This is a genomic window from Azospirillum sp. TSH58 (genome assembly GCF_003119115.1).
Taxonomy (GTDB): domain Bacteria; phylum Pseudomonadota; class Alphaproteobacteria; order Azospirillales; family Azospirillaceae; genus Azospirillum.
In genome coordinates this window covers 543,929-566,542 of record NZ_CP022366.1, presented here as the reverse complement: position 1 = coordinate 566,542, position 22,614 = coordinate 543,929, and the positions used below count along the sequence as shown (strand labels likewise).

Annotated in this window: 18 protein-coding genes; 7 read left to right on the top strand and 11 right to left on the bottom strand. The window is 71.2% G+C overall.

The features are described from left to right. Positions 1 to 20: 20 nt before the first annotated feature. The 6 genes from TSH58p_RS21185 to TSH58p_RS21160 form a co-directional block, all read right to left on the bottom strand. Positions 21 to 1,871, bottom strand: coding sequence for a PTS fructose-like transporter subunit IIB (locus tag TSH58p_RS21185; protein WP_109070865.1), 1,851 nt, complete (start codon positions 1,869 to 1,871; stop codon positions 21 to 23). A 26-nt stretch (positions 1,872 to 1,897) separates the two neighbouring features. After that, positions 1,898 to 2,869: a 1-phosphofructokinase gene (gene pfkB / locus TSH58p_RS21180; protein ID WP_109070866.1), complete on the bottom strand. Its 972-nt coding sequence runs from the start codon at positions 2,867 to 2,869 to the stop codon at positions 1,898 to 1,900. Then, complete coding sequence (gene ptsP / locus TSH58p_RS21175) at positions 2,866 to 5,376, bottom strand: phosphoenolpyruvate--protein phosphotransferase (RefSeq protein ID WP_109469395.1); 2,511 nt, start codon at positions 5,374 to 5,376, stop codon at positions 2,866 to 2,868. The genes pfkB and ptsP overlap by 4 nt, the downstream gene beginning before the upstream one ends. Before the next feature lie 67 nt (positions 5,377 to 5,443). Further along, positions 5,444 to 8,323 (bottom strand): PAS domain S-box protein, encoded by a 2,880-nt coding sequence (locus TSH58p_RS21170; protein ID WP_158282641.1) that lies wholly within the window; start codon positions 8,321 to 8,323, stop codon positions 5,444 to 5,446. A gap of 16 nt (positions 8,324 to 8,339) precedes the next feature. Continuing rightward, positions 8,340 to 8,822, bottom strand: coding sequence for a response regulator (locus TSH58p_RS21165; protein WP_109071623.1), 483 nt, complete (start codon positions 8,820 to 8,822; stop codon positions 8,340 to 8,342). Continuing rightward, on the bottom strand, positions 8,815 to 11,094 hold the full coding sequence (locus tag TSH58p_RS21160) for an ATP-binding protein (RefSeq protein ID WP_109071622.1): 2,280 nt from the start codon (positions 11,092 to 11,094) through the stop codon (positions 8,815 to 8,817). The genes TSH58p_RS21165 and TSH58p_RS21160 overlap by 8 nt, the downstream gene beginning before the upstream one ends. A 364-nt stretch (positions 11,095 to 11,458) precedes the next feature. Here TSH58p_RS21160 and TSH58p_RS21155 point away from each other — a divergent pair, with 364 nt between their 5' ends. From TSH58p_RS21155 to TSH58p_RS21125, 6 genes are all read left to right on the top strand, one after another. Beyond that, on the top strand, positions 11,459 to 12,166 hold the full coding sequence (locus TSH58p_RS21155) for a Crp/Fnr family transcriptional regulator (protein WP_109071621.1): 708 nt from the start codon (positions 11,459 to 11,461) through the stop codon (positions 12,164 to 12,166). A 556-nt stretch (positions 12,167 to 12,722) separates the two neighbouring features. Continuing rightward, entirely contained in the window at positions 12,723 to 13,130 is a 408-nt protein-coding gene (locus TSH58p_RS21145; protein WP_109071630.1) for a hypothetical protein, read from the top strand. 159 nt (positions 13,131 to 13,289) lie between these two features. Next, positions 13,290 to 14,345, top strand: a complete 1,056-nt coding sequence (locus tag TSH58p_RS21140; protein WP_109071620.1) for a helix-turn-helix transcriptional regulator — start codon at positions 13,290 to 13,292, stop codon at positions 14,343 to 14,345. Between the two features lie 186 nt (positions 14,346 to 14,531). Beyond that, entirely contained in the window at positions 14,532 to 16,097 is a 1,566-nt protein-coding gene (locus TSH58p_RS21135) for an ABC transporter substrate-binding protein (protein ID WP_109071619.1), read from the top strand. Positions 16,098 to 16,147: 50 nt separating this feature from the next. Next, positions 16,148 to 17,032 carry an ABC transporter permease gene (locus TSH58p_RS21130; RefSeq protein ID WP_247874207.1) on the top strand — a complete coding sequence of 295 codons (885 nt, stop codon included), beginning with the start codon at positions 16,148 to 16,150 and terminating at the stop codon, positions 17,030 to 17,032. Next, complete coding sequence (locus TSH58p_RS21125; protein ID WP_109071617.1) at positions 17,029 to 17,838, top strand: ABC transporter permease; 810 nt, start codon at positions 17,029 to 17,031, stop codon at positions 17,836 to 17,838. The genes TSH58p_RS21130 and TSH58p_RS21125 overlap by 4 nt, the downstream gene beginning before the upstream one ends. 19 nt (positions 17,839 to 17,857) lie before the next feature. On the opposite strand, the gene arsB is transcribed toward TSH58p_RS21125, so the two are convergent. Beyond that, positions 17,858 to 18,898, bottom strand: coding sequence for an ACR3 family arsenite efflux transporter (gene arsB, locus TSH58p_RS21120; protein ID WP_109071629.1), 1,041 nt, complete (start codon positions 18,896 to 18,898; stop codon positions 17,858 to 17,860). Positions 18,899 to 18,936: 38 nt separating this feature from the next. Beyond that, positions 18,937 to 19,389: an arsenate reductase (glutaredoxin) gene (gene arsC / locus TSH58p_RS21115; RefSeq protein WP_109071616.1), complete on the bottom strand. Its 453-nt coding sequence runs from the start codon at positions 19,387 to 19,389 to the stop codon at positions 18,937 to 18,939. 125 nt (positions 19,390 to 19,514) lie between these two features. On the opposite strand from arsC, the gene TSH58p_RS21110 reads away from it, so the two are divergent. Continuing rightward, on the top strand, positions 19,515 to 19,850 hold the full coding sequence (locus tag TSH58p_RS21110) for a helix-turn-helix transcriptional regulator (protein ID WP_109071615.1): 336 nt from the start codon (positions 19,515 to 19,517) through the stop codon (positions 19,848 to 19,850). Between the two features lie 7 nt (positions 19,851 to 19,857). Here the strand turns inward: TSH58p_RS21110 and TSH58p_RS21105 are convergent, their stop codons facing one another. The 3 genes from TSH58p_RS21105 to TSH58p_RS21095 form a co-directional block, all read right to left on the bottom strand. Continuing rightward, a complete protein-coding gene (locus TSH58p_RS21105) occupies positions 19,858 to 20,628 on the bottom strand; it encodes a GntR family transcriptional regulator (RefSeq protein WP_109071614.1) in 771 nt (256 codons plus the stop codon). A gap of 81 nt (positions 20,629 to 20,709) precedes the next feature. After that, positions 20,710 to 21,981, bottom strand: coding sequence for a TRAP transporter large permease (locus TSH58p_RS21100; RefSeq protein ID WP_109071613.1), 1,272 nt, complete (start codon positions 21,979 to 21,981; stop codon positions 20,710 to 20,712). A gap of 29 nt (positions 21,982 to 22,010) precedes the next feature. After that, complete coding sequence (locus TSH58p_RS21095) at positions 22,011 to 22,592, bottom strand: TRAP transporter small permease (RefSeq protein ID WP_247874206.1); 582 nt, start codon at positions 22,590 to 22,592, stop codon at positions 22,011 to 22,013. Positions 22,593 to 22,614 lie beyond the last annotated feature (22 nt).

The following is a 22,614-nucleotide window of genomic DNA, read 5'->3' as shown; positions in this document are numbered from 1 at the left end:
GGTGCAGCGGTCCCGGCCCGTCAGCGCCCCGCCCCGCTGGGCGCGGGGCTGGTCGAGGTCGCAGCCGCCGTGTCGAGGGCCGGCGCCGCGGCGGGGTCCGCATCCACGCGGCGCTTCAGGATCATCAGGCCGAGCGTGGTGACGATGGTCCCGGCGACGATGGCCAGGACGTAGGGGGCGAGCGGCGCCACCGCGTTGGGGATCGCCAGCACGAAGACGCCGCCGTGCGGCGCCCGCAGGCCGCAGCCGAACCACATCGACAGGGCGCCGGCCACCGCCGACCCGGCCATGGCCGCGGGGATGACGCGCAGCGGGTCCTTGGCCGCGAAGGGAATCGCCCCTTCCGTGATGAAGGCGAGGCCGAGCACGCCCGCGGCCTTGCCCGCCTCGCGCTCCTGAAGGGTGAAGCGGCTGGGCACGATCATCGTGGCGAGCGCCAGCCCGAGCGGCGGCGTCATGCCGGCCGCCATCACCGCGGCCATCGGCGTGTAGGTGTTGGAGGCGAGAAGCCCGACCGCGAAGGTGTAGGCCGCCTTGTTGACCGGCCCGCCCATGTCCAGCGCCATCATGGCGCCCAGCAGCGCGCCGAGCGCCACCGCGTTGGCGCCGGTCATGCTCTGCAGGAAGGCCGTCAGCCCGTTCATGATCGCGGCGACCGGCGTGCCGATGACGTAGATCATCAGCAAACCGACCGCCAGCGTGCCCAGGAGCGGGATGATCAGCACCGGCTTCAGCCCCTCCAGGTTCTGCGGCAGCCGGATGGTGTCGCGCAGCCAGCGGGCGATGTAGCCGGCCAGGAAGCCCGCCACGATGCCGCCCAGGAATCCGGCGCCGATCTTGGCCGCCAGCATCCCACCGATGAATCCGGGGGCGAGGCCGGGCCGGTCGGCGATGGAATAGGCGATGTAGCCCGCCAGCACCGGCACCATCAGCCCGAAGGCCGCCTCCCCGCCGATCTGCATCAGCGCCGCGGGCAGGGTTCCCGGCTCCTTGAAGGCCTCGATGCCGAAGACGAAGGACAGGGCGATGATCAGGCCGCCGGCCACCACGAGGGGCAGCATGAAGGACACGCCGGTCAGCAGATGCTTGTAGGGGCCGGACTGCGCCTCCTTCTGCCGCGCCTTGGCGCCCGATACCGCGTCGGCGAAGGCGGGTGCGGCGGCGCCTCCCGGCGCGGCGGGCGCCGGCAGGGCGAGCGCCTCGTCGATCACGCGGGCGGGCTGCTTCAGCGCCTCCCCCACCGAGGTCTTCAGCAGCCGCTTGCCGGCGAAGCGGTCGGTGGCGACATGGGTGTCGGCGCCGATGATGACGGCCTCGGCCTCGGCGATCTCCTCCTCCGTCAGCGCGTTCTTCGCGCCGACCGAGCCCTGGGTCTCGACCTTGATGCGGTAGCCCTTGGCCTGGGCGGCCTGCTTCAGCGCCTCCGCCGCCATGAAGGTGTGGGCGATGCCGGTCGGGCAGGCGGTGATGGCGACCAGCAGGCCGGGGCTGCGCACCGCGGTGGGTGCCGGTTTCGGGGCCGGCTTCGGGGCCGGCTGCGGAGCGGCGGTTTCGGGCGGGGCGGCCGGATCGTGGCCCAGGGCGTTGCCGATCACCGATTTGGTGTCGCGGATCGCGGCGGCGGTCGAGGTGCGCAGGATCGGCTTGCCGGCGAAGCGGGAATCGTCCACGGCGATGTCGGTGGCCAGGATCACCGCGTCGGCCGCCGCGATGTCGGCGGCGGAGAGCGGCGTCTGCACGCCGTTCGACCCTTGGGTTTCCACCGCGATGGCGTGGCCCATCAGCACGGCGGTGCGGCGCAGCGCCTCGGCCGCCATGACGGTGTGGGCGATCCCCGTCGGGCAGGCGGTCACAGCCACGAGCTTTGCCATCGCGATCCCTCCGGCGCTGAAAAGCCTTACAGTTGCTCCACCCGCGCGTCTTCTGTTCGAACGGCCCGCATCAGCTCGGCGAGCCGCTCCGGCGGCGGCAGTTCGGGGCCGAGGCGGGACAGCGTGCCGGCGGCGTAGGCGGTGCCGCGCCGCGCGCACTCCTCCAGCCCCAGCCCCTCCAGCCGGGCGGCGACGACCCCGGCGACCATGGCGTCGCCGGCGCCGACCGTGCTGGCGACCTCCACGGGCGGCGGCACGGCGAGCAGGGCGCGGCCGCCCTCCACGAAGACGGCGCCCTCGGCGCCCAGCGAGACGACGACCAGCGCGATGCCGGACTCCGACAGCTCGCGGGCGGCGCGCACCACCTCGGCCCGATCCTTCAGCGGGCGGCCCAGCAGTTCGGCCAGCTCCGCGGCGTTCGGCTTCACCATGTCGGGGCGGGCGGCCACGGCGTGGCGCAGGGGCGGGCCGCTGGCGTCCACCACCACGAAGGCGCCGCGGGCGTGCAGGGCGGTGACCATCTCGGCATAAGCGGTGTCCGGCACGCCCGCCGGGACGCTGCCCGACAGAACGAAGGTCCGGTTGGCGGCGGCGAGGTCGTTCACCACGGTCAGCAGCCCCCGCCAGCTTTCCGCCGGCACATGCAGGCCCGGCAGGTTGATGTCGGTGACGGAGCGGCCCTCGCGGTCCACCAGCTTGATGTTCACCCGGCTGCGGCCGGCCAGGCGCAGGCAGCGGTCGCGGATGCCGCGGCGGCGGAACAGCGCGTCGAAGACGGCGGTGTTCTCCTCGCCGAGGAAGCCGGTGGCGGTCACCGGAGCCGGGCCACCGGACAGGAAGGCGGCGACGTTGATGCCCTTGCCGCCGGCGGTCCGCGTCTCGGCCACCGCCCGGTTGACCGCTCCGGCGGCGAATCCCGGCACGTCGAGCGTCTGGTCGATGGCGGCGTTCAGCGTCACGGTGACGACGCCGGGGCGTGGGGTGGTCGCAGCGGTCATGACAGGCCTCCGGCGTCGGCGAAACGGTGACGGACCAGCGCCCGCACCTCCGCCGCGTCGGCGCAGTCCAGCGCCTCGCGGGCGGTGCGTTCGGCGTCGGCCATGGCGATGGCGCGCAGCCGCGCCTTCACGGAGGCCACGGCGGGGATCGCCACGCTCAGCTCGGCGACGCCCAGCCCGGCCAGCAGGACCGCTCCCGCCGGGTCGCCGGCCACGCCGCCGCAGGCGCCGACCCAGATTCCGGCGCGGCGGGCGGCCTCCACGGTGCGCTCCACCATGCGCAGGACGGCGGGGTGCAGCCCGTCCGCCTGCGGGGCCAGGACCGGGTGCAGCCGGTCCATCGCCAGCACATACTGCGTCAGGTCGTTGGTGCCGATGGAGAAGAAGGACACCTCCCGCGCCAGCCGGTCGGCCATCATCACGGCGGACGGCACCTCGATCATGATGCCAAGCTCCACCGGCGGCACGTTCAGTTCCCGCCGCACCGCCTCGGTGATGGCCTTGGCGCGCTCCAGCTCCGCGGGCACGGCGATCATCGGGTACATGATGCGCACCGGCCCCTCCACCGAAGCCCGCAGCATGGCGCGGAGCTGGGTGCGGAACAGGTCCTCCCGCTCGAAGCACAGGCGGATGCCGCGCACCCCCAGGAACGGGTTTCCCTCCGCCGGCATGCGCAGGTAGGGGACGTTCTTGTCGCCGCCGATGTCCAGCGTGCGCAGGATGATCGGCAGCCCGTTCATCGCCCGCACCATGGTCTGGTAGGCGGCGAACTGCTCCTCCTCGTCCGGCGGCAGGTCGCGCTGAAGGAACAGGAACTCCGTGCGCATCAGCCCGACGCCCTCGCCGCCCGCCTCCACGGCCTGCACCGCCTCCGCCGGGTCGGAGATGTTGGCGGCGACCTCGACGCGCTTGCCGTCCGTGGTGATGGCCGGCTTGTAGCGGTCGAGCCGCTCGGCCTCCCGCCGCTCGCCCACCTTGACCCGGGCCTCGGCCGCCCGGCCGCGGTCGCGCTCGCTGGGGTCGGCGACCAGCACGCCGCCGTCGCCGTCGAGGATCGCCGCGCGCCCGTTCTCCAGATCCAGCACGGACGGCCCGGCGGCGACCACCGCGGGAATGTCCAGCGAGCGCGCGATGATCGCCGTGTGCGAGGTGGCGCCGCCCCCCGCCGTGCACAGCCCCAGCACCCTGGCCGGGTCGAGCTTCGCCGTGTCGGACGGCTCCAGATCCTCGGCCAGCAGGATGACGGGGTGGTCCGGCAGGGCCGCCACGCTTTCCGTCACCACGGCGAGCAGGCGCAGCACCCGGCGCCCGACGTCGCTGAGGTCGGCGGCCCGTCCGGCCAGCAGCGGGTCGGCGAGCTGGGCCAGCGTGCCGGCGCGCTCCTCGTAGACCGCGCGCCACGCCCAGCCGGCGCTCTTGCCGCGGTCGATCAGGGCGTGGGCCTCGGCGACCATCTCGGGATCGTCGAGCAGCTCCTGATGCGCCTTGAAGATGGCGGCCTTGGCGGCGCCGGCCTTCTTCCAGAACTCCTCGTGCAGGTTGCGCAGGTCGGCGGCGGCGGCGGCGAGCGCCTGGTCCAGCCGCCGGTGCTGCGCCTCGGGATCGGGGGCGGTCTCGGCGACCGTCAGCTCCTCCCGCTGGAACTTCCAGAGCGGGCCGATGGAGACGCCGGGGGAGGCGGAGATGCCGGCGATCACCCGCCCGTCGTAATCGAGGTCGGCCGGAACGGCCCGCGGGGCCGGCTCCTCCGCGGGCGCCGGCCCGCCAGGGACCGGCTCGTCCAGCCCCGCCTCGAAGGCGGCGCGGATGGCCTGGAGCGCCGCGGCGGCGTCCTCGCCCGACGCGCTGACAGTCAGAGGCTGGCCGCCGGACGCGCCGAGGCGCAGCAGGGAAATCAGGCTCTTGGCGTTGGCCGTGGTGCCGCCGTGCCGGACGGCGATCTCGGCGCGGAAGCGCTTGGCGACCTCGACCAGCGCCGTCGCCGGGCGGGCGTGCAGCCCGTGGGGCGACGGGGCGGTGACCGCGATGGCGTCCCCTTCGATGGGAAGCGCGACCGGCTCCGGCGCGGGTGCGGCGGGCGCCTCCCCGTTCAGCACGGCCATGATGGCGCGCGGGTCGCTCGTGGCGCCCAGCCGCTCGGCCTCCGCGGGGTCGCCCAGCACGCCGGTCAGCCGTTGCAGGACGGCGATGTGCTCGTCCGACTTGGCGGCGATGCCGACGACCAGCCGCGCCGGCTCCCCGCCGCCCCAATCGACACCTTGAGGGAACTGGACCACCACCACGCCGGTCCGCCGCACCAGATCGCGGGCGTCGGGAAGCCCGTGGGGAATGGCGATGCCGCTGCCGAGATAGGTGCCGGACACCGCCTCGCGGCCCAGCATGCTGTCGATGTATCCGGGCTCGATCAGGCCGCTGTCGACCATCGCCCGCCCGGCGATGCGGATGGCCTCCGTCTTGTCCGGCGCCGAAAGCCCCAGGCGCACCTGCGATTCGGAGACCTGAAGCATCGCCCGTCCTCCCCCCGCGCGGAGTCCATGCGCGGGGCCGGACTCGTCCTTAGAGGAGGATAACGCGTCAGTCGCAGTGGCGTTCCGGGACAGATTCGCGCAGGGCGCCACCACCACTGCCGCCGCCGCGCGTGTGGGCCAGCATGCCGGTGACGCGGGCGACCAGCGCCGTCGTCTCGAAGGGCTTCTGCAGCACCTCGCAGCCCGGTTCCAGGATGCCGGTGCCGAGCGTGGCGTCGTAGGCGTAGCCGGTCATGAACAGAACGCCCAGCTCGGGCCGCCGCTCGTGCACCGCCTCGGCGAGCTGCCGCCCGTTCATGCCGGGAAGCCCGACATCGGTGACCACCAGATCGGCGCGCAGGCCGCCGTCCAGCAGCTCCAGCGCCTCCGTTCCGTCCGACGCCTCGACGACGTCCAGCCCGGCGTCCTCCAGCGCCTGCACCGCGACCATGCGGACCAGCGCCTCGTCCTCCACCAGCAGCACGGTTCCGGCGGTGCCGTCCACCGCCTCGTCGGCGGGCGCCGCGGCGGCTCCCGGCGGCAGGCCGACCCCCTCCTCCCCGTCGCAGCGCGGCAGGTAGAGGCGCACGGCGGTGCCCCGCCCGGATTCGCTGTCGATGCGCACCAGCCCGCGGGACTGGCTGACGAAGCCATAGACCTGGGACAGCCCCAGCCCGGTCCCCTGCCCGATCGGCTTGGTGGTGAAGAAGGGGTCGAAGGCGCGCTTGATGATGTCGGGCGGCATGCCCATCCCGGTGTCGGCGACGGTCAGGACGACGTAGTCGCCGGGCGACGCGCCGGAAGCGTCGCCCGCCACGTCGGCCGCCGTCAGATGGGCGTTGGCGGCGGTGATGGTGATGCGCCCGCCATCCGGCATGGCGTCACGGGCGTTCACCACCAGATTCAGCAGCGCGATCTCCAGCTGGTTGGAATCGCACCAGGCCGCCCAGACGTCCGGCGGGCAATCGGTCGCGATGGACACCTGCTCGCCCACCGTGCGGCGCAGCAGGTCCTCCATTCCCTCGACCAGCACGCGGGGCTCCGTCGCGTCGGGACGCAGCGGCTGCCGCCGGGCGAAGGCGAGAAGGCGCTGCGTCAATCCGGCGGCGCGGGTCGCCCCGACCTTGGCGTGGGTGGCGTAGTCGCGCAGGTCCGCCCGCTCCGCGGTGTCCAGCCGGGACAGCAGCAGGTCCAGGTTTCCGGAGATCGCCGTCAGCAGGTTGTTGAAATCATGGGCGATGCCGCCGGTGAGCTGACCCAGCGCGTCCATCTTCTGGGAGTGGCGCAGGGCCTCCTCCGCCCGTTCGCGCTCGGCTTCGGCGCGCAGGCGGGCGGAAACGTCGACCACCGCGGCCATGGTGCGCAGGAAGGCCCCCCAGCCGTCCCGCTCGATCCGGGCGGAGACCAGCACGTCGGCGACCTCCCCCGACCGCTTGACCAGCCGGTAGGGCATGTCCTGGAACGCCCCGAGCCGCATAAGCTCCGGCCAGAGGTGCTCCCGGTGCTCCCGCGCGACGTCCGGCGGCATGAAGTCGACGATGTTGCGGCCGAGGACCTGACCCCGGCTGTCATAGCCCATGAACTCCAGCCAGCGGTCGCTGACGCTCAGCAGCCGGCCCTCGGCGTCCAGGGAATGCAGCGGCACCGGCGTCTTGGCGTAGAGCGCGCTGAGGTCGGCCTGGGCGCGCTGCCGCTCCGCCACCTCGCCCAGCAGCCGGCGGTTGGCGGCCACCAGCTCCGCCGTGCGCTCGGCCACCTGCCGCTCCAGATCCTCGCGGGCATCGGCCTGGGCCGCGCGCGCCTTCACCGCGTCGTCGATGTCGGTGCAGGTGCCGAACCAGCGGGTGATCCGCCCGTCCGCGTCGCGCAGCGGCACCGCCCGCCCGAGGAACCAGCGATACCGGCCCCCGGCCTCGCGCAGCCGGTACTCGACCTCGTAGGCGTCGCCCGACCGCACCGCGCCGTTCCACAGCGCGGCGGTCCGCGCCCGGTCGTCGGGATGGACCACATCCATCCAGGCCGTTCCGGTCATCGCCTCCGGCCGGGTGCCGGTGTAGGCGAACCAATGCAGGTTGTAATAGTCGGGGAGGCCGTCCGGCGGGGCCGACCAGACGAGTTGCGGCATGCTCTCCGCGATGGCGCGGAACTTGGCCTCGCTGTCGCGCAGCGCGATCTCCGAGGCGCGGCGGTCGGTGATGTCGCGCACCACCACCGAATAGGCGGCCGGCGCGCCGGTGGCGTCGCGCGCCACGGTCAGCACGGTGGAGCCGAAGAAGCGCCGCCCGTCCCGCGCCGCGTGGATCCATTCGACCTCGCAGCGCTCCTTCTCCGCCACCCCGGCCAGCAGGCCGTGGATGTTCTCCGCGCAACGCTCCTCCGGCGCGAAGAGCAGGGAGAGCGGGCGGCCGAGCGCCTCCTCCTCGGTGTGGCCGAACAGGCGGCGGCTGCCCTCGTTCCACGAGGTGATGCGCCCCTCCGGGTCCAGCGTGACGATGGCGTAGTCGCGGATGTCGTCGATGGCCTGCCGCAGCCGGCGCAGATTCTCCTCGGCCAGCCGCCGCTCGGCCAGGGTGCGCGCCTCCACGATCGCCCGCTCCACCGCGGCGGGCAGATGGGCCAGCCGCTGCTTCAGCACATAGTCGCGCGCCCCCATCTTCAGCGCCGACACCGCCGTCTCCTCCCCCATGCGCCCGGACAGGAACAGGAAGGGGGTTTCCGGGGCACGGGCCTTGGCGATCTCCAGCGCCTCCAGCCCGTCGAAATCGGGGAGCGAGAAGTCGGCCAGGATCAGGTCGAAGCGCCGCCCGTCCAGCGCCGCCTCGAAGGCCGCGCGGGTGTCCACGCGGGTCACGTCGCAGGAGATTCCCGCCTTGCGCAGCCGCGCGCAGGCCAGCTCGCAGTCCAGCGGGCTGTCTTCCAGATGCAGGATGGTCACGGCAGCGGGCATTCCGGCAGGCATTCCTTCAGGCGCCTTTTCCCGCGGGCGGGATTCCCGCCGGGCGGCGGGTGCAGCCGACCGGGGGTTCGTTCAGGATCGCCCAGAAGGCGCCCAGGTCGCGGATCGCCTGGAAGAACGCCTTGAAGTCCACCGGCTTCACCACGAAGGCGTTCACGCCCAGCCGGTAGCTGCGCACGAGGTCGCTTTCCTCGCGCGACGCGGTGAGCATCACGATGGGGACGTGCCGGGTCTCCGGATCGCTCTTCACCCGCTCCAGCACCTCCAGCCCGTCGATCTTCGGCAGCTTGAGGTCGAGCAGGACGACGGCGGGAAGCTGGGTCGGCTTTCCGGTTTCCGGATCGCGCCGGGTCAGCATCCGCAACGCCTCCTCACCGTCGCGGGCGACGATCACGTCGTTGGCGAGCTGGCATTTCTCCAGCGCCGCCAGGGTCAGTTCGAGGTCCCGCGGGTTGTCTTCGACCAGCAGGATGGGTTTCAGGTCACTCATCGAGAGCTCGCAGATCCGGTTTCGCCGCCCCGGCCTTCGGCAGCGTGAAGTAGAAGATGGCCCCTTTGTCGAGCCGCCCGTCGGCCCAGGTCCGTCCGCCATGGCGGTCCACGGCGCGGCGCACGTTGGCCAGACCGATACCGATGCCTTCGAACTCCTCGTTGCGGTGAAGCCGCTGGAACACCCCGAACAGCTTCTTCTCGTAAGCCTGGTTGAAACCGACCCCGTTGTCCCTGACGAAGAAGAGGGTTTCGGTGGGTCGGTCTTCGCAACCCACGGCGATGCGCGCCGGTTCCCGGCCGCGGGAGTATTTGATGGCGTTCGACAGAAGATTTTGCAGAACCAGCCGCATCATCACGGGATCGCCGCGCACCGTGGGCAGCGGGGCGATGTCCCACTCGATGGCCCGCCCGGCGGTGTCGGGCGCCAGCGTCTCCCGCACCTCCGCCACCAGGGCGTTCATGTCCATGGAGACGGGGGTCAGCTCGCTGCGTCCCATCTGGGAGAAGTGCAGCAGGTTGTCCACCAGCGTGCCGGCGCTGTTGGCCGCGTCCACGATGACGCCCAGATAGCGCTTCCCGGTGTCGCTCAACTGGTCCGACTCCAGCTCCTGCAGCAGTTCGGCGTAGCCGACGATGTGGCGGAACGGCGCGCGCAGGTCGTGGGAGACGGAGTAGGAGAAGGACTCCAGCTCCTTGTTGGAGCGCGCCAGCTCCCGCGACAGGGCGGCCAGCTCCTCCGCCTTGCGCAGGACGATGCCGATGACGGCGTGGCGCAGCGCCGCGGCAGTGTCGCGCTCCGCCGCGGTCCAGGGCAGCGCGCGGTGGCGCACCGTCTCCTTCCAGGTCTCGAAGGAGGCGCGCGGGCTCAGCGCCTGCCCCTCGCGGTCGAGCGGCTTGCGCGGGTCGCCGCCCCAGCGGACGGTCCGCACGACCTCGGGCCGGAACCACAGCACGTAGCTGGCGTGCAGCTTCGACACGGCGATGGCCAGCAGCCCCGCCGCCTTGCCTTCGAACGCCGCGGCGGGCGGGTAGAGGGCGGGCAGGCTGTCGGTCTCGAACTGCTCCGGCTCGCCCTGGGCGGCCAGCCAGTCCACGAGGTCGCGCACCTGCTCTTCCGTCGGGGTGTCGCCGACCAGCGTGCAGCGCCGCTCGAAGACGACGGCGGCTCCACTGGCGTTGGCGAAGCGCAGCAGGTCGTCGGGATGCTCGGTCAGCCCGGCGATGAAGGGATCGGTCTGCGCCATGGCGGCCAGCAGCCGCGCCTGGATGCCCTGCAGGGCGATGCGGTGCTCCGCGTCGCGCCGGTCCTCCACCGCGGCGATGCGCACGGACAGGATCTGGGCGATCAGGTCGCAGGCCGCGCGCACGGCGTAGGACACCGCCTTCGGCTCCCGGTGGTGGCAGGAGACCAGGCCCCACAGGGACCCGTGCAGCAGGATCGACACCGACATGGAGGAGGCGGTTTCCATGTTCCGCATGTACTGGACATGCACCGGCGACACGCTGCGCAGGACGGAGAAGCTGAGGTCGAGCAGCGGCGCCCCGGCGGGAAGAAGCGGCATCGCGACCAGGGGCACCGGCGCGTAGCCGGCGTCGGGGATCAGCCGCTGGCGGTTCAGCCGGTACAGCTCGCGCGCCTGGGTGGGGATGTCGGAGGCGGGAAAGCGCAGGTCCATGTAGGAGGGCAGCCGCCCGTTCCCGTCCTCCGCCACCACCGTGCCGTGCCAGTCGGCGTCGAAGCGGTAGATCAGCACGCGGTCGAAACCGGTCAGCGCCCGCACCTCCTGCGCGGCGCAGCTCAGCAGGTCCGCCGGCGCGTTCAGCGCGTCCAGCCGCTCCAGCGCCTCGCGCATGCGCGGATAGACGTGGTCGATGAGGCCGGTCTCCAGCCCGTCCAGCCGCTCCAGTTCCAGAATCACCACGTCGTTGCCCGCCGCGTCACGGATGGCGTGGGCGAGAAGCTGGTGACGGCCGGCGCCGGGCAGGTCGGTCACGGCGACCGGCACCGGGCGGGACGGCACCGGACCGGCGGCGAGAAAGGATCCGGCCGCGGTGGCGATCAGCGGGTGCAGGGCCTGCTCCAACGGCTGACCCAACGCCTGCTCCAGCGGCAGGGCCAGCGCCGGGGCGGCGTTGGCGCTGGCCTGGATCAGGGTGGCGCCGGGGGCGCTTCCGGAGAAAGCCAACAGCATGCCGTGGGGCTGGATGCTGCCGGGGCGATGGATCGGTTCCCGGCTGCAGGCGTCGAGATCCAAATCACCAACGGTCACGGCGCCGGTCCTCACGGCAGCGTTCACTCCAAGAACAAAGACAATCCAATAGGTCGCTCCTTAATGCCCTGCTCGCTGTCCGGTCTATTCGATGATTTCAGATAATGTCGAATGTTTGGCTTGGCGGGCATCTCTTTGGTTATCAACGGCAGGAGACTGAAACAATACCACTTCAGAACAAGGGCATAAGCGATTGGTCATATAGATTGCCTTTCGTTGCGCGCAACATGGGAAAGGGGGTAGGACAGGATACGGGATACCGACCGTGACGGATCCACGCGGTTGGAACTTTTCGACCGGACCGCGTAAAATTCGTTCCGGAGCTTCGGGCGGAACGGGTCCGGCGGACGGAAGGCAGGCAGGGGTGCATCGGAACGGAATCGACGCCGCACGGCTGGGCACCGCGCGCTGCAGCAGTTGCGCCATCCGGGACCTCGTCCTGTTCGGCGACCTGCGCGACCAGGACTTCGACCTGATCCACATCCCCATCGACGAGCTGCGTTTCCAGCCCGGCGCCACGCTCTACAGCGCGGGGGACGAGGGCGGCTCCCTCTACACGATCCGCAGCGGGCTGGTGAAGCTGGTCCAATTCCTGCCCGACGGCACGCAGCGCATCGTCCGATTGCTCCGCCGGGGCGCCGTCGCCGGGCTGGAGGTGCTGGTCGGCAAGCCCTACGAGCACACCGCCGTCGTGCTTCAGGAGGCGGAGACCTGCCGCCTGCCGCGCGCGGTGGTCGAACGGCTGAGCAAGGAGACGCCGCGCCTGCACGCCCGCCTGATGGAGCGCTGGTACCAATCCCTGCACCAGGCCGACGAGTGGCTGACCGAGCTGTCCACCGGCAGCGCCCGGCGGCGGTTGGCCCGGCTGTTCCTGAAGCTCGCCGCCGACGCTCCGAACGAACCGGTCCTGCTGTCGGGCCGCGAGGATCTGGGCGCCATGCTCGGCGTCGGCATGGAAACGGCCAGCCGCACCATCGCCGAGTTCAAGCGCGCGGGTCTCGTGGTCGAGCGGGCGCCGAACGTCTTCGCCTGCGACCTGCCGGCGCTGGAGGCGGTGGCGCTGGACGGTTGAGCGACGTCCGCCCTCTGTCCCGGCCCTTCCCCGCCCCCGACGGACCGAAGATCGGCCTGCCGCGTCAGCGCGGACCCATGGTTTGCGCGCGGGCTTCAAACGAAGAGGTGATCGCGAGGCCGCGCCCTCCCCTTCCCTGCGAAGCGGGGCCCCAAACCATGATTCCCGCGAAATGGATTGCGTATGCATGCAATTCCGAAGAATTGATCGTTCAGATTCAATACAAATACGCGATATGCTCTTGAGCACTTGCACAACCGGTACTAAGATACACTCGGGTATGCAGGAGGGGTGCATGACGGGCCTGTTGCAGGAGCTAACGGGGCGCGTTGCGCACACGAACGCAGCCTTGGCGGTTTCCCCCGGCGCGCTGCCGGACCATGCCGACCGACGCCATACGCAGGCGACGGCCGTCGGGACGCCGCCAGCCTCCCTCTCGATCGGACCGGACATGCCGGCGGCCCCCCTTCTGCCGCAGCGCACCGGCCGGCGTCATCGGGCGGAGGCCCTTGAGGACCGCAGTGAACCTCATTCCCTTCTGAAAGGATCATCGAGAATGAACGACAACAGCGAACGCGTCCTGTCCGTGCAGCCGGCGAACCTCGACCTCTCCTTCATCAACAAGCGGCTCGAGATGGCCGGCTACACGCCGGAGCAGGCCACGGACTCGGTCGAGGCCTACCGCCAGTTCCTCGTCGTGGTGGCGGCCAAGCCGAACCTGATCCTGGTGCCGACGAAGGCGGCGGACGCGGCGTGGCACGAGCACATCCTGTTCATGGACCGCTACGAGGCGGACATGATGCGGCTGGTCGGCGCCCGCGTCCATCATCACCCGGACGCTCCCGACGCCGCCGCGTGGCAGAAGGCCGTCGCCAACACCCAGGACGCTTTCCGGGCGACGCTCGGCGTGGAGCTGCGGACGGAGGAACTCGCCGGCTGCTTCCTCACGGTCGAGGCGGCCTGAGCGTCATACCATCGTATTGAGCGTTGCATGATACGGCCGGTTTTCTGCTAAATTCGTTCGAACGGCAGCGCGCTTCGCGACGCCCCCCTGAACGGCGGTCAAGGCCCCGTTCAGGGGGGTACCCCTCACCCCCGGCAGCGAGAGAAAGAGGAGGGATTGATGTCTGATCTGGTCCACGATCTTTCCGGCCGCGCCAGGGACATGAACGCCGGGCTCGCCATCTTCGACAAGAGCGACACGCTGCTGGCGACCAACGACAAGCAGAAGACCATCTATCCCTTCATCGACTATTCGCGGTCGGTCACCTTCCGCGACATCGTGTGGGAATGCGTAAAGCACAAGAAATTCGGTTCGGACACCATCTATTCCGATCCGGACCGGTGGATCGGCTATGCCGAAAATCTGCGCCGGTTCAACCGGTTCTGGCAGTCTTTCACGCTTCATTCCGACGGGCGGGTCATCCAGATCACCTACGAAAGGTTGGATGACACGGACGGCTGGTGGTACCAGATCCGGCGCGACGTCACCAGCAACGTCCAGGAAAGCGTCCGGGGTGGCTTCGACAGCCTGATCTCCCTCAACGGCAGCGGCGCCCTTCCGCAACCGGCCCAGCCCGCCTTCGTCGTCCGGCTTCTCGACGCCCTGCCCTATCCGGCGGCGCTGCTGACGCCGCGCTGCCAGGTCATCGACGGCAACCCGTCCTTCGCCTCCATCCTGTCGCGGGGGGACGGGCTGTCCATCGTCGGCGGACGGCTGTGCATCCCCGGCGCCCCGACCGAGCAGGCGGAGCTGGGCAAGCGGGCCGCCGGCTTCTTCCGCCGCCGCACCCGCACGCCGATCACGCTGCGCGTGTCGCGCCTGGACCAGCCGTCGCCCTACTTCGCCACTCTGTCGGAGCCGCCCGCCCAGAGCGTCGGGAGCGGCGGCCCGATGAACGGCATCCTTCTTCTCACGCTGGTCGATCCGGATGTGCTGCCCACCGTGTCGGCGCGCGCCGTCGCCGAGCTTCTCCAGATCACCACCTCGGAAGCCGAGATCGCGCTGGCCCTGTGCTCCGGCCGGAGCGTCGACGAGATCGCCGAGGACCGCGGGGTGGAGCGGCGCACCGTCTACAATCAGGTCTCGTCGATCCTGGGCAAGACCGGGCTGCGCAACCAGGCGGGGATCGTGCGGCAGGTGACGACGATCTGTTGGCATTTCGGGTCGCGCGCCTGATCGAATCCGGGTATCCTTCCCAACGCATCGCCGGCGGCGCGATTACCTGGATATGGATGCCCTCTTATGCATACATATGGCGGACGTCCGGTGCGCTTCCGGCTCCGCTCTGGCCGGAGGCTGTGAAGGAGGCAGGGGCGTCTGGTTTTGCCATTCCCCGGTCACCACCCCACAACGTCCCGCATCATGCCTCTGCCCGCCGCCCTCCGCACGCTTCTGACCCTTCTGGCCATCATGGCCGGCGTTTGCAGCGCCGCGTTTCCGGCCATGGCGGGAACCTTGCGGGCCGGCCTGTCCGACGATCTGACGACGATCGATCCGTTCGTCTTTCCCGGACTGGTCTCGTCGGGCGTCCTGCGGCAGGTCTATGAGGGCTTCACCGCCATCGACGCCGCCGGCAACGCCGTTCCGGCGCTGGCCACCCGCTGGGAAACGCCGGACGGCGGACGGACCTGGCGCTTCACCCTGCGCCCGGACGCGCGGTTCCATTCCGGGCGCGCCTTCACCGCCGCCGACGTCCTGTGGACCTGGGAGCAGCATCTGACGCGCAAGCCGCAGCCCGGCTACAGCGCCTTCTACCTGCGCGGCGTCGAGGGGGCCGCGGCGCTGCAGCAGGGGACAGCGGCCGCGCTGACCGGCGTCACGATTCCCGACCCCCACACGCTCGTCGTGCGGCTGACCGAACCCGACGCGCTGTTCCCGCTCTACCCGTTCCTGTTCGTCGACCGCGGCATGGAGGCGGAGTTCGGACCGGCGTGGCACGAACGGGCGTCCGGCGGCACCGGGCCGTTCCGCCTCACGTCCTGGCGGCGCGGCGAGTCCGTGCGTCTGGAGGCCCATGCCGCCTATTGGGGCGGCGCCCCCGCCGTGGACGCGGTGGCGCTGGCGGTGCTGCCCGACATCAACACGCTGCTGGCGCGCTACGACGCCGGAGACCTCGACGTCGCGCCGCTTCCCGACAACGCCGTGCGCACCGTGGTCCGCCAGCCGCGCTACGACGGGCAGATCAAGGCCTTCGCCCGCGCGCAGGTCCGCCATCTCGCGCTGAACCAGGACCTGTACCCGCCCTTCCGCGACCGGCGCGTGCGCGAGGCGGTCGGCCTCGCGCTGGACCGGGTCGCCACGGTCAACGGACTCCACGCCGGGCGGGCGGAGTTGACGAACGGATTCGTCACGCCCGGCCTGGGTGGCTACCAGCCCGACGCGGTGCCGTTGCCCCCGACCGATCCGGGCCGGGCCAAGGCCCTGCTGGCGGAGGCCGGCCACGCCGGCGGACGCGGCCTGCCGCCGCTCCAGATCGCCGGTGGCCCCAACGTGCGCGAGGAGGCCACCTATTTCGCCGCCCAGTTGACCGCGGTGCTGGGAATTCCGGTCGGCGTGCGCATCCAGGAGCGGGCGGCCTTCGTGGCGGCGATCAACGAGGGGCGCGAGGCGCTGTTCATCAACGGCTGGACGGCGGATTTCCCCGATCCCATGGACCAGCTCGCCACCCAGTGGCACAGCGCCAGCCCGACCAACCGCATCCACTGGCGCAACGCGGACTTCGACCGGCTCGTGGAGCGGGCGCGCGGCCTCGCCGACCCCGCCGCACGCAACGCGCTCTACCGGGAGGCCGAAGCCCTGCTCCGGGACCAGGCCGTGGCGCTGCCGCTGCCGGTGCCGCAGTTCGTGGCGCTGGTGCGGCCGGGCGTGACCGGGGTGGTCATCCGGCCCGACGGCACGACCGACTACCACGCCGCCCGCTTGCCATGACGGGACGCCGGCCCGGCCGCCGCGGTCTGTATTGGCGATTGGCTTGGCGATTGACCCGGCGCCTGCCCGGTCTTCTTCTTCTGGCCGGAGCCGCCGTGCTGGCGAGCTTCCTGGCGTCCCACGCCCTTCCCGGCGACCCGGTCATGCTGATGGTCGATGGGCGCGCCGCGGACCCGGAGATGATCCGCCGGCTGCGGGAAAACGCCGGGCTGGACCAGCCTCTGGCCGTTCAATTCCTGTCCTACACGCTGGGCCTGCTGCGCGGCGACCTCGGCCAATCGCTGCGCTACGGCGGCGTTCCGGTGACGGCGCTGCTGGGCGAGGCCCTGCCGGTGACGCTGGGGCTGATGGCGGGCGCGTCGGCGCTCGCCCTGCCCCTCGGCCTCGCGCTGGGGCTCGCCGCGGCCGATGTCCGGCGGGCATGGCCGGGCACGGCCCTCACCATCGGATCGGTGCTGGCCCTGTCGGTGCCGCCGCTGGCGCTGGCGACGTGGCTGATGCTGGCGGGGTCCGGAACCGCGCCCTGGGCGGTGGCGGCGCTGGCCCTGCCGGCGGCGGCGATGATCGCCCGCCTGACGCGGACCCAGCTGATGGAGGTGCTGGAACGAGACTTCATCCGCACCGCCCGCGCCAAGGGGCTGGGCCGGGCCGCCCTTCTGCTGCGCCACGCCCTGCCGAACGCCCTGGTGCCGCTGGCGGCGGCGGTCGGTTCGGTGGCCGGGACGATCCTCACCACCACGGCGGCGGTGGAAAGCGTCTTCGCCCTGCCGGGGATCGGGCGGCTGACCGTCCAGGCGGTGCTGGCCCGCGACCACACGGTGGCGGGGGCCGCCGTCCTGGTCTTCGTCCTGCTGCAGGTCGCCATCAGCCTGACCGCCGAGCTGCTGATCGGCCTCGCCGATCCACGGCTGCGCGACGCTGCGGAGGCGCCGTGACCGCGGTCCGTTCCCTCGCCGGGCGCGCCGGGTTGCTGCTCGCGGCGGCGTTGGCGGTGCCGCTGGCCCTGGCCGCCTTTCTGCTGCCGCTCGACCCGTCCGCCATGGATCTCGGGCAGGCCTGGGCCGGGCCGTCCGCCGCCCATCCGCTGGGGTGCGACGGGCTGGGCCGCGACGTCGCCGCCCGGCTGATCGCCGGGACGGGAACCTCCTTCGCCATCGCCGGGCTGGCGCTCGCCCTGGCGGTGGGGCTCGGCGTCGCATCGGGCGGGGTGGCGGGCTGGATTGGCGGGCGCACGGACGCCGTGGTCCTGCGGCTGGCCGACCTGCTGCACGGCTTTCCCGAGCTGTCGCTCGCCATCGTCGCGTCCGCGCTGCTGGGGCCGGGCACGGAGGCCATGGTGCTGACGCTCGCCCTGGCGGCGTGGCCCTCGCAGGTCCGCTGGTGCCGGGCGCTGGCCCTGTCGAACCGGACCGCCGAGCATGTGCGGGCCTCCGCCGCCCTCGGCGCGGGGCCGCTGCACACCGTCCGCCGTCATCTGCTGCCGGCGGTCGCCGGGCCGGTGGCCATTCGCGCCGCCCTGTCCATCGGCCCGGCCATGGTGGCGGAGGCGACGCTGAGCGGCCTGGGGCTGGGCATCCAGGAGCCGGCGGTGTCGCTGGGCACCCTGATCCGCGACGGGCTGGCCGCCCTGCGCGACGCCCCCCACCTGATCGCCGCGACGACCGTCACCGTCGCCGCCGTCGCGCTGGCCGTCAACCTGCTGGCCGAGGGGCTGCGCGAGGGCCTCGACCCGCGGCGGTGAGGGGGTGGCGGCTGCCGCGTTACCCTTGTCCGGCGGTGTCCCCGCGCTCGTACCAGCCACGGGTCCGCTTCACGATCCGGACCACCGACAGCATCACCGGCACCTCGACCAGCACGCCGACCACGGTGGCCAGCGCGGCGCCGGAGCCCAGCCCGAACAGGCTGATGGCGGCGGCCACCGCCAGCTCGAAGAAGTTCGACGCCCCGATCAGCGCCGCCGGAGCGGCGACGCACCAGGCCACGCCGAACCGGCGGGACAGCCAGTAGGCCAGCCCCGCGTTGAGATAGACCTGGATCAGGATCGGCACGGCCAGCAGCAGGATGACCAGTGGCTGCGCCAGGATCTGCTCGCCCTGGAAGCCGAACAGCAGGACCAGCGTGGTCAGCAGGGCGAGAAGCGACAGCGGCTGAAGGACGCCCAGCGTCCGTTGCAGCGCGCCCTCGCCGCCCGACGCCAGCAGGGCGCGCCGCCACAGCTGGGCCGCCACCACGGGGATGACGATGTAGAGCAGCACCGACAGCAGCAGCGTGCCCCACGGCACGGTGATCGAGGCGACGCCGAGCAGCAGGCCGACCAGCGGCGCGAAGGCGAAGACCATGATGAGGTCGTTCAGCGCCACCTGGCTCAGCGTGTAGTGCGGCTCCCCCTCGCACAGGTTCGACCAGACGAAGACCATGGCCGTGCAGGGCGCCGCCGCCAGCAGGATCAGCCCGGCGATGTAGGAGGGAATCTGGTCCTGCGGCAGCAGCGGCGCGAACAGATGGCCGATGAACAGGCTGCCCAGGAGCGCCATGGAGAAGGGCTTGACCGCCCAGTTGATGAACAGCGTCACGCCGACGCCGCGCCAATGCTCCCTCACCCGCCCCAGCGCGCCGAGGTCGATCTTCAGCAGCATCGGCACGATCATCAGCCAGATCAGCACCGCCACCGGCAGGTTGACCTGGGCCAGCTCCGCCGCCGCGATCGCCCGGAACAGGCCCGGCGCCACGGAGCCGAGCGCGATGCCCGCGACGATGCACAGGGCCACCCAGACGCTGAGGTAGCGCTCGAACAGGCCCATCGCCGGACGGGGGGCCGGCTCCCGATGGACGTCGGCGGTCATGCCGGTCCGTCCCCGCGCCGGGCCTGGCCGATGCGCCGGCCGGCGCCGTCCACCACCGCCTCGCCGTCCTCCTTGGCGAAGGCGCCGCGCTGCGGATCGGGGAGGATGTCCAGGACCAATTCGGACGGGCGGCACAGCCGCACGCCGAGCGGCGTCACCACGATCGGCCGGTTGATGAGGATGGGGTGGGCGATCATGGCGTCGAGAATCCGGTCGTCATCGAGCGTCGGATCGTCCAGGCCAAGCTCCGCGTAGGGCGTGCCCTTCTCGCGCAGAACGGCGCGCACCGGCACGCCCATGCGGCGGATGAGATCGGCAAGCTCAGCGCGGCTCGGCGGCGTCTTCAGATACTCGATGACGGCCGGCTCGGCGCCGCTGTTGCGGATCAGGGCCAGCGTGTTGCGCGAGGTGCCGCAATCCGGGTTGTGGTAGATGGTGATGGCTGTCATGGGGATGTCCGCCAGGGCCGTTGAGGCCCTCATATTTCCATATTTGTCAAAATATGGAAGAGTGAATTCGTGTGCGGCCGGCGGCGCGCTTGCTGGCGGGGTGCCCGTCCGATAGGCTGCGCCCCATGAACGTCAAGGATGTCATCGCCGGGCTGGGAGCGCTGGCGCAGGAGCACCGGCTGGCCGCGTTCCGGGAACTGGTGCAGCAGGGGCCGGACGGGCTGCCGGCGGGCGTGCTGGCGGAGCGGCTGGGCCTCGCCCCGGCGACCCTGTCGTTCCATCTCTCGCAATTGAGCAACGCCGGGCTCGTCGCGTCGCGCCGCCAGGGCCGGCTGATCATCTACAGCGTCGATGTCGGGCGCTTCCAGGCGCTGCTCGGCTTCCTCACCGAGAATTGCTGCCAGGGCAACGCGGACCTCTGCCAGCCGCGTCCCGGCGGCGGCTGCCCGGCCGGCGACTGAGGCGAACTCAGCGCCGCTGCAGGGACATGGTGTAGCGGAAACCGGCGCCCGGATGGGTGTTGACGGCGATCTCCACCAGACGGCCGTCGTCGGTGAAATAGCGGCGGGTGATGACGAGGATCGGCGACTGCGGCGGGACGTGCAGGCGCGAGGCGACGTTCAGGCTGGCCGGGGCGGCCTCGATGTCCTGCATCACCTCGGCGATGCGGACGCCGTAGCGCTGCTCAAGCACCGTATAGATGGCGTACTGCACCACCTCCAGGTTGCGCACCACGTCGGAAAAGGCGGCGTCGATGTAGACCTCGACGTAGGAGAAGGGCTCCGACGTCTCGCGGGTGCGGCGCAGCGCGCTGACGCGGAACCACTGCGTGTCCGGGCGGCAGCCCAGCCGGCCGGCCAGCTCCTCCTCCACGATGATGCGGTCCACCGAGAGGATTTCCAGCCGGGTCGAGGTGGCGTACTGCACCAGCTCGTCCAGGGAACTGATCGAATTGACGAAGCGCCCGTCGGCGCGGCGCGCCGCCAGGACCGATCCCGATCCCTGGCGGCGCAGGATGTAGCCCATCTCCTGAAGCCGGCGCAGCGCCTCGCGCACCGTGTGGCGGCTGACGGCGAAGCGGCTGCACAGCTCCTGCTCGGTCGGCAGGCGGTCGCCGACGGCGTAGGTGCCGGCGTCGATCTCCTCCAGCAAAGTGCGGACGATCTCCTGGTAGAGCGGGGTTTCCGCCCGCTCCGCCGCGCCGCTGCTGTCCTTCAGGCTGTCCGCTTCTTCCGACATCGCATCCCTCATGATGCCGGAAGATGGACGAGCCGGGGCGCCGATGCAACCGGCGTACGAGGATGATCCGTGCGGGGCGGCTTACGTCAGCAGGACCAGCGACAGGGCCGGGAAGGCGTTGATGGCGACCAGCGCCACCACCCGCATCCCGTAGAAGGGCAGCACCCCCTTCACGATGGAATGGAGCGGCATCTTGGTGATGCGGCTCATCACGAACAGGTTCAGGCCGACCGGCGGGGTCAGGGTCGCCACCTCCACCAGCGCGGTCATGATGACGGCGAAGTGGATCGGGTTCACCCCCACCGCCTGCGCCATTGGGAACAGGATCGGCGCCAGCAGCACGATCATCGACACGCCGTCCAGGAACATGCCGATGACGAGCAGCAGCAGGTTGACCGCCAGCAGGAATTCGAAGGGGGAGACCTGGGCCTCCTTCAGCATCGCGGTCAGCTCGGCGGACAGGCCGAGGCGGGTCAGCACCGCGGTCAGCAGGCCGGAGCCGAGCAGCACGCCGTAGATCATCACGGTCTGGAGCACCGACTCCCGCGCCGTCTCCCACACCGCGACGAGGTTGGCGGTGCGGTAGACCACCGTCACCAGCACGACCGCGTAGATGGCAGCCAGCGCCGACACCTCGGTCGGGGTGAACCAGCCCATGTAGATCGTGCCGATGATGAGCACCGGCATCATCAGCGCCCCGGCGGCACCCGGCAGGCGCTGGCCGAAGCCCTTCCAGTCCGGACGCTCGCCGACATGGCCGTAGCCCTTGAGCCGGCTGACGATCAGCGTGGTGACGGCGAGCAGGAACGCCTCGAACAGGCCGGGCACGATGCCGGCGATGAACAGGTCGGTGATCGGCAGGCCGACGATGGAGCCGATCAGGATGAAGGTCAGCGACGGCGGGATCATCAGACCCAGCGTGCCGCAGACCGCCACCAGCGAGGCGGCGAAGCGGGGCGGATAGCCCTCTTTCGGCATCAGCTTCACCGCCGCCGGGCCGAGCGCCACGGCGCAGGCCACCGACGAGCCGTTGACCGCCGCGAAGAACACGCTGGACATGGCCAGCGCCAGCGCGATGCCGCCGCGGAAGTAGCGGATGATCGTCCCGACCAGTTCCAGGATGACCAGCGCGAGGTTGCCGCGCGACATCAGGTTGCCGGCGAAGATGAAGAACGGGATGCAGACCAGCGCGTATTTGTCGACCGAATCCCAGGCCATCTGCGCAACCAGGACGACCGGGATGTTGAAGTTGAAGGTCAGCAGGCCGACCGCGATGACGCCCAGCGCCAGCGCGATGTGCACGCCCGCCGCCACGAAGAACAGCAGGCTGACGACGGCGATGATGGTGGTCATGGTGTTTCCTCCCCTTTTTCAGCCGTCGCTCAGAGATTCTCGCCCTCGGCGGGCGGATCGGGGTCGTGGCCACGCAGCAGCAGGATGATGTTGCCGACGAAGGCGAAGCCGTAGAGCACCCCGCCCAGCGGCAGCACCAGCCGGACCGTCCACAGCGGCAGGTCGAGGTTGGACTCGGTGAACATGCCGATGGCCTGGAGATGCGTGACCTCCTGGTACCCGGCGATCACCAGAAGCACGCTGAAGGCCAGCCCGATCAGGCTGTTGAGCCAGGCGAAGGCCAGCCGCACCCGGTGCGGCATCATGTTCAGCAGCAGGTCCATGCGGATGTAATGGCCGTGGCGCGTGCCGACGCCCAGCGACAGCAGGACGCTCCACACCACCAGGAAGCGGACAAGCTCCTCCGCCCACCAATGGCTTTCCGACAGGAGGGAGCGGCTGGACGCCTCGTAGAACATGAAGCCGATGGCCGCCATCATCAGGATGGTGGCGACGTTCAGGAGGATGCGGTCCTCGATGAAGCTCCACCAGCCCGGCAAGCCGCGGCCCGGTGACGAAGCGGCGTCCGCCGGAGACGCCGCCGCCTGGGTGTGCGGCGACACGGACGTCATTGAATCGGTTCCCGGCATGGGT

Bases quoted from the DNA above. Each gene is read 5' to 3' on its own strand.
- TSH58p_RS21185 (WP_109070865.1), bottom strand. From the start codon at position 1,871: ATGGCAAAGCTCGTGGCTGTGACCGCCTGCCCGACGGGGATCGCCCAC.
- pfkB (WP_109070866.1), bottom strand. From the start codon at position 2,869: ATGACCGCTGCGACCACCCCACGCCCCGGCGTCGTCACCGTGACGCTG.
- ptsP (WP_109469395.1), bottom strand. From the start codon at position 5,376: ATGCTTCAGGTCTCCGAATCGCAGGTGCGCCTGGGGCTTTCGGCGCCG.
- TSH58p_RS21170 (WP_158282641.1), bottom strand. From the start codon at position 8,323: ATGCCCGCTGCCGTGACCATCCTGCATCTGGAAGACAGCCCGCTGGAC.
- TSH58p_RS21165 (WP_109071623.1), bottom strand. From the start codon at position 8,822: ATGAGTGACCTGAAACCCATCCTGCTGGTCGAAGACAACCCGCGGGAC.
- TSH58p_RS21145 (WP_109071630.1), top strand. From the start codon at position 12,723: ATGAACGACAACAGCGAACGCGTCCTGTCCGTGCAGCCGGCGAACCTC.
- TSH58p_RS21140 (WP_109071620.1), top strand. From the start codon at position 13,290: ATGTCTGATCTGGTCCACGATCTTTCCGGCCGCGCCAGGGACATGAAC.
- TSH58p_RS21135 (WP_109071619.1), top strand. From the start codon at position 14,532: ATGCCTCTGCCCGCCGCCCTCCGCACGCTTCTGACCCTTCTGGCCATC.
- arsB (WP_109071629.1), bottom strand. From the start codon at position 18,898: ATGGGCCTGTTCGAGCGCTACCTCAGCGTCTGGGTGGCCCTGTGCATC.
- arsC (WP_109071616.1), bottom strand. From the start codon at position 19,389: ATGACAGCCATCACCATCTACCACAACCCGGATTGCGGCACCTCGCGC.
- TSH58p_RS21110 (WP_109071615.1), top strand. From the start codon at position 19,515: ATGAACGTCAAGGATGTCATCGCCGGGCTGGGAGCGCTGGCGCAGGAG.
- TSH58p_RS21105 (WP_109071614.1), bottom strand. From the start codon at position 20,628: ATGTCGGAAGAAGCGGACAGCCTGAAGGACAGCAGCGGCGCGGCGGAG.
- TSH58p_RS21100 (WP_109071613.1), bottom strand. From the start codon at position 21,981: ATGACCACCATCATCGCCGTCGTCAGCCTGCTGTTCTTCGTGGCGGCG.
- TSH58p_RS21095 (WP_247874206.1), bottom strand. From the start codon at position 22,592: ATGACGTCCGTGTCGCCGCACACCCAGGCGGCGGCGTCTCCGGCGGAC.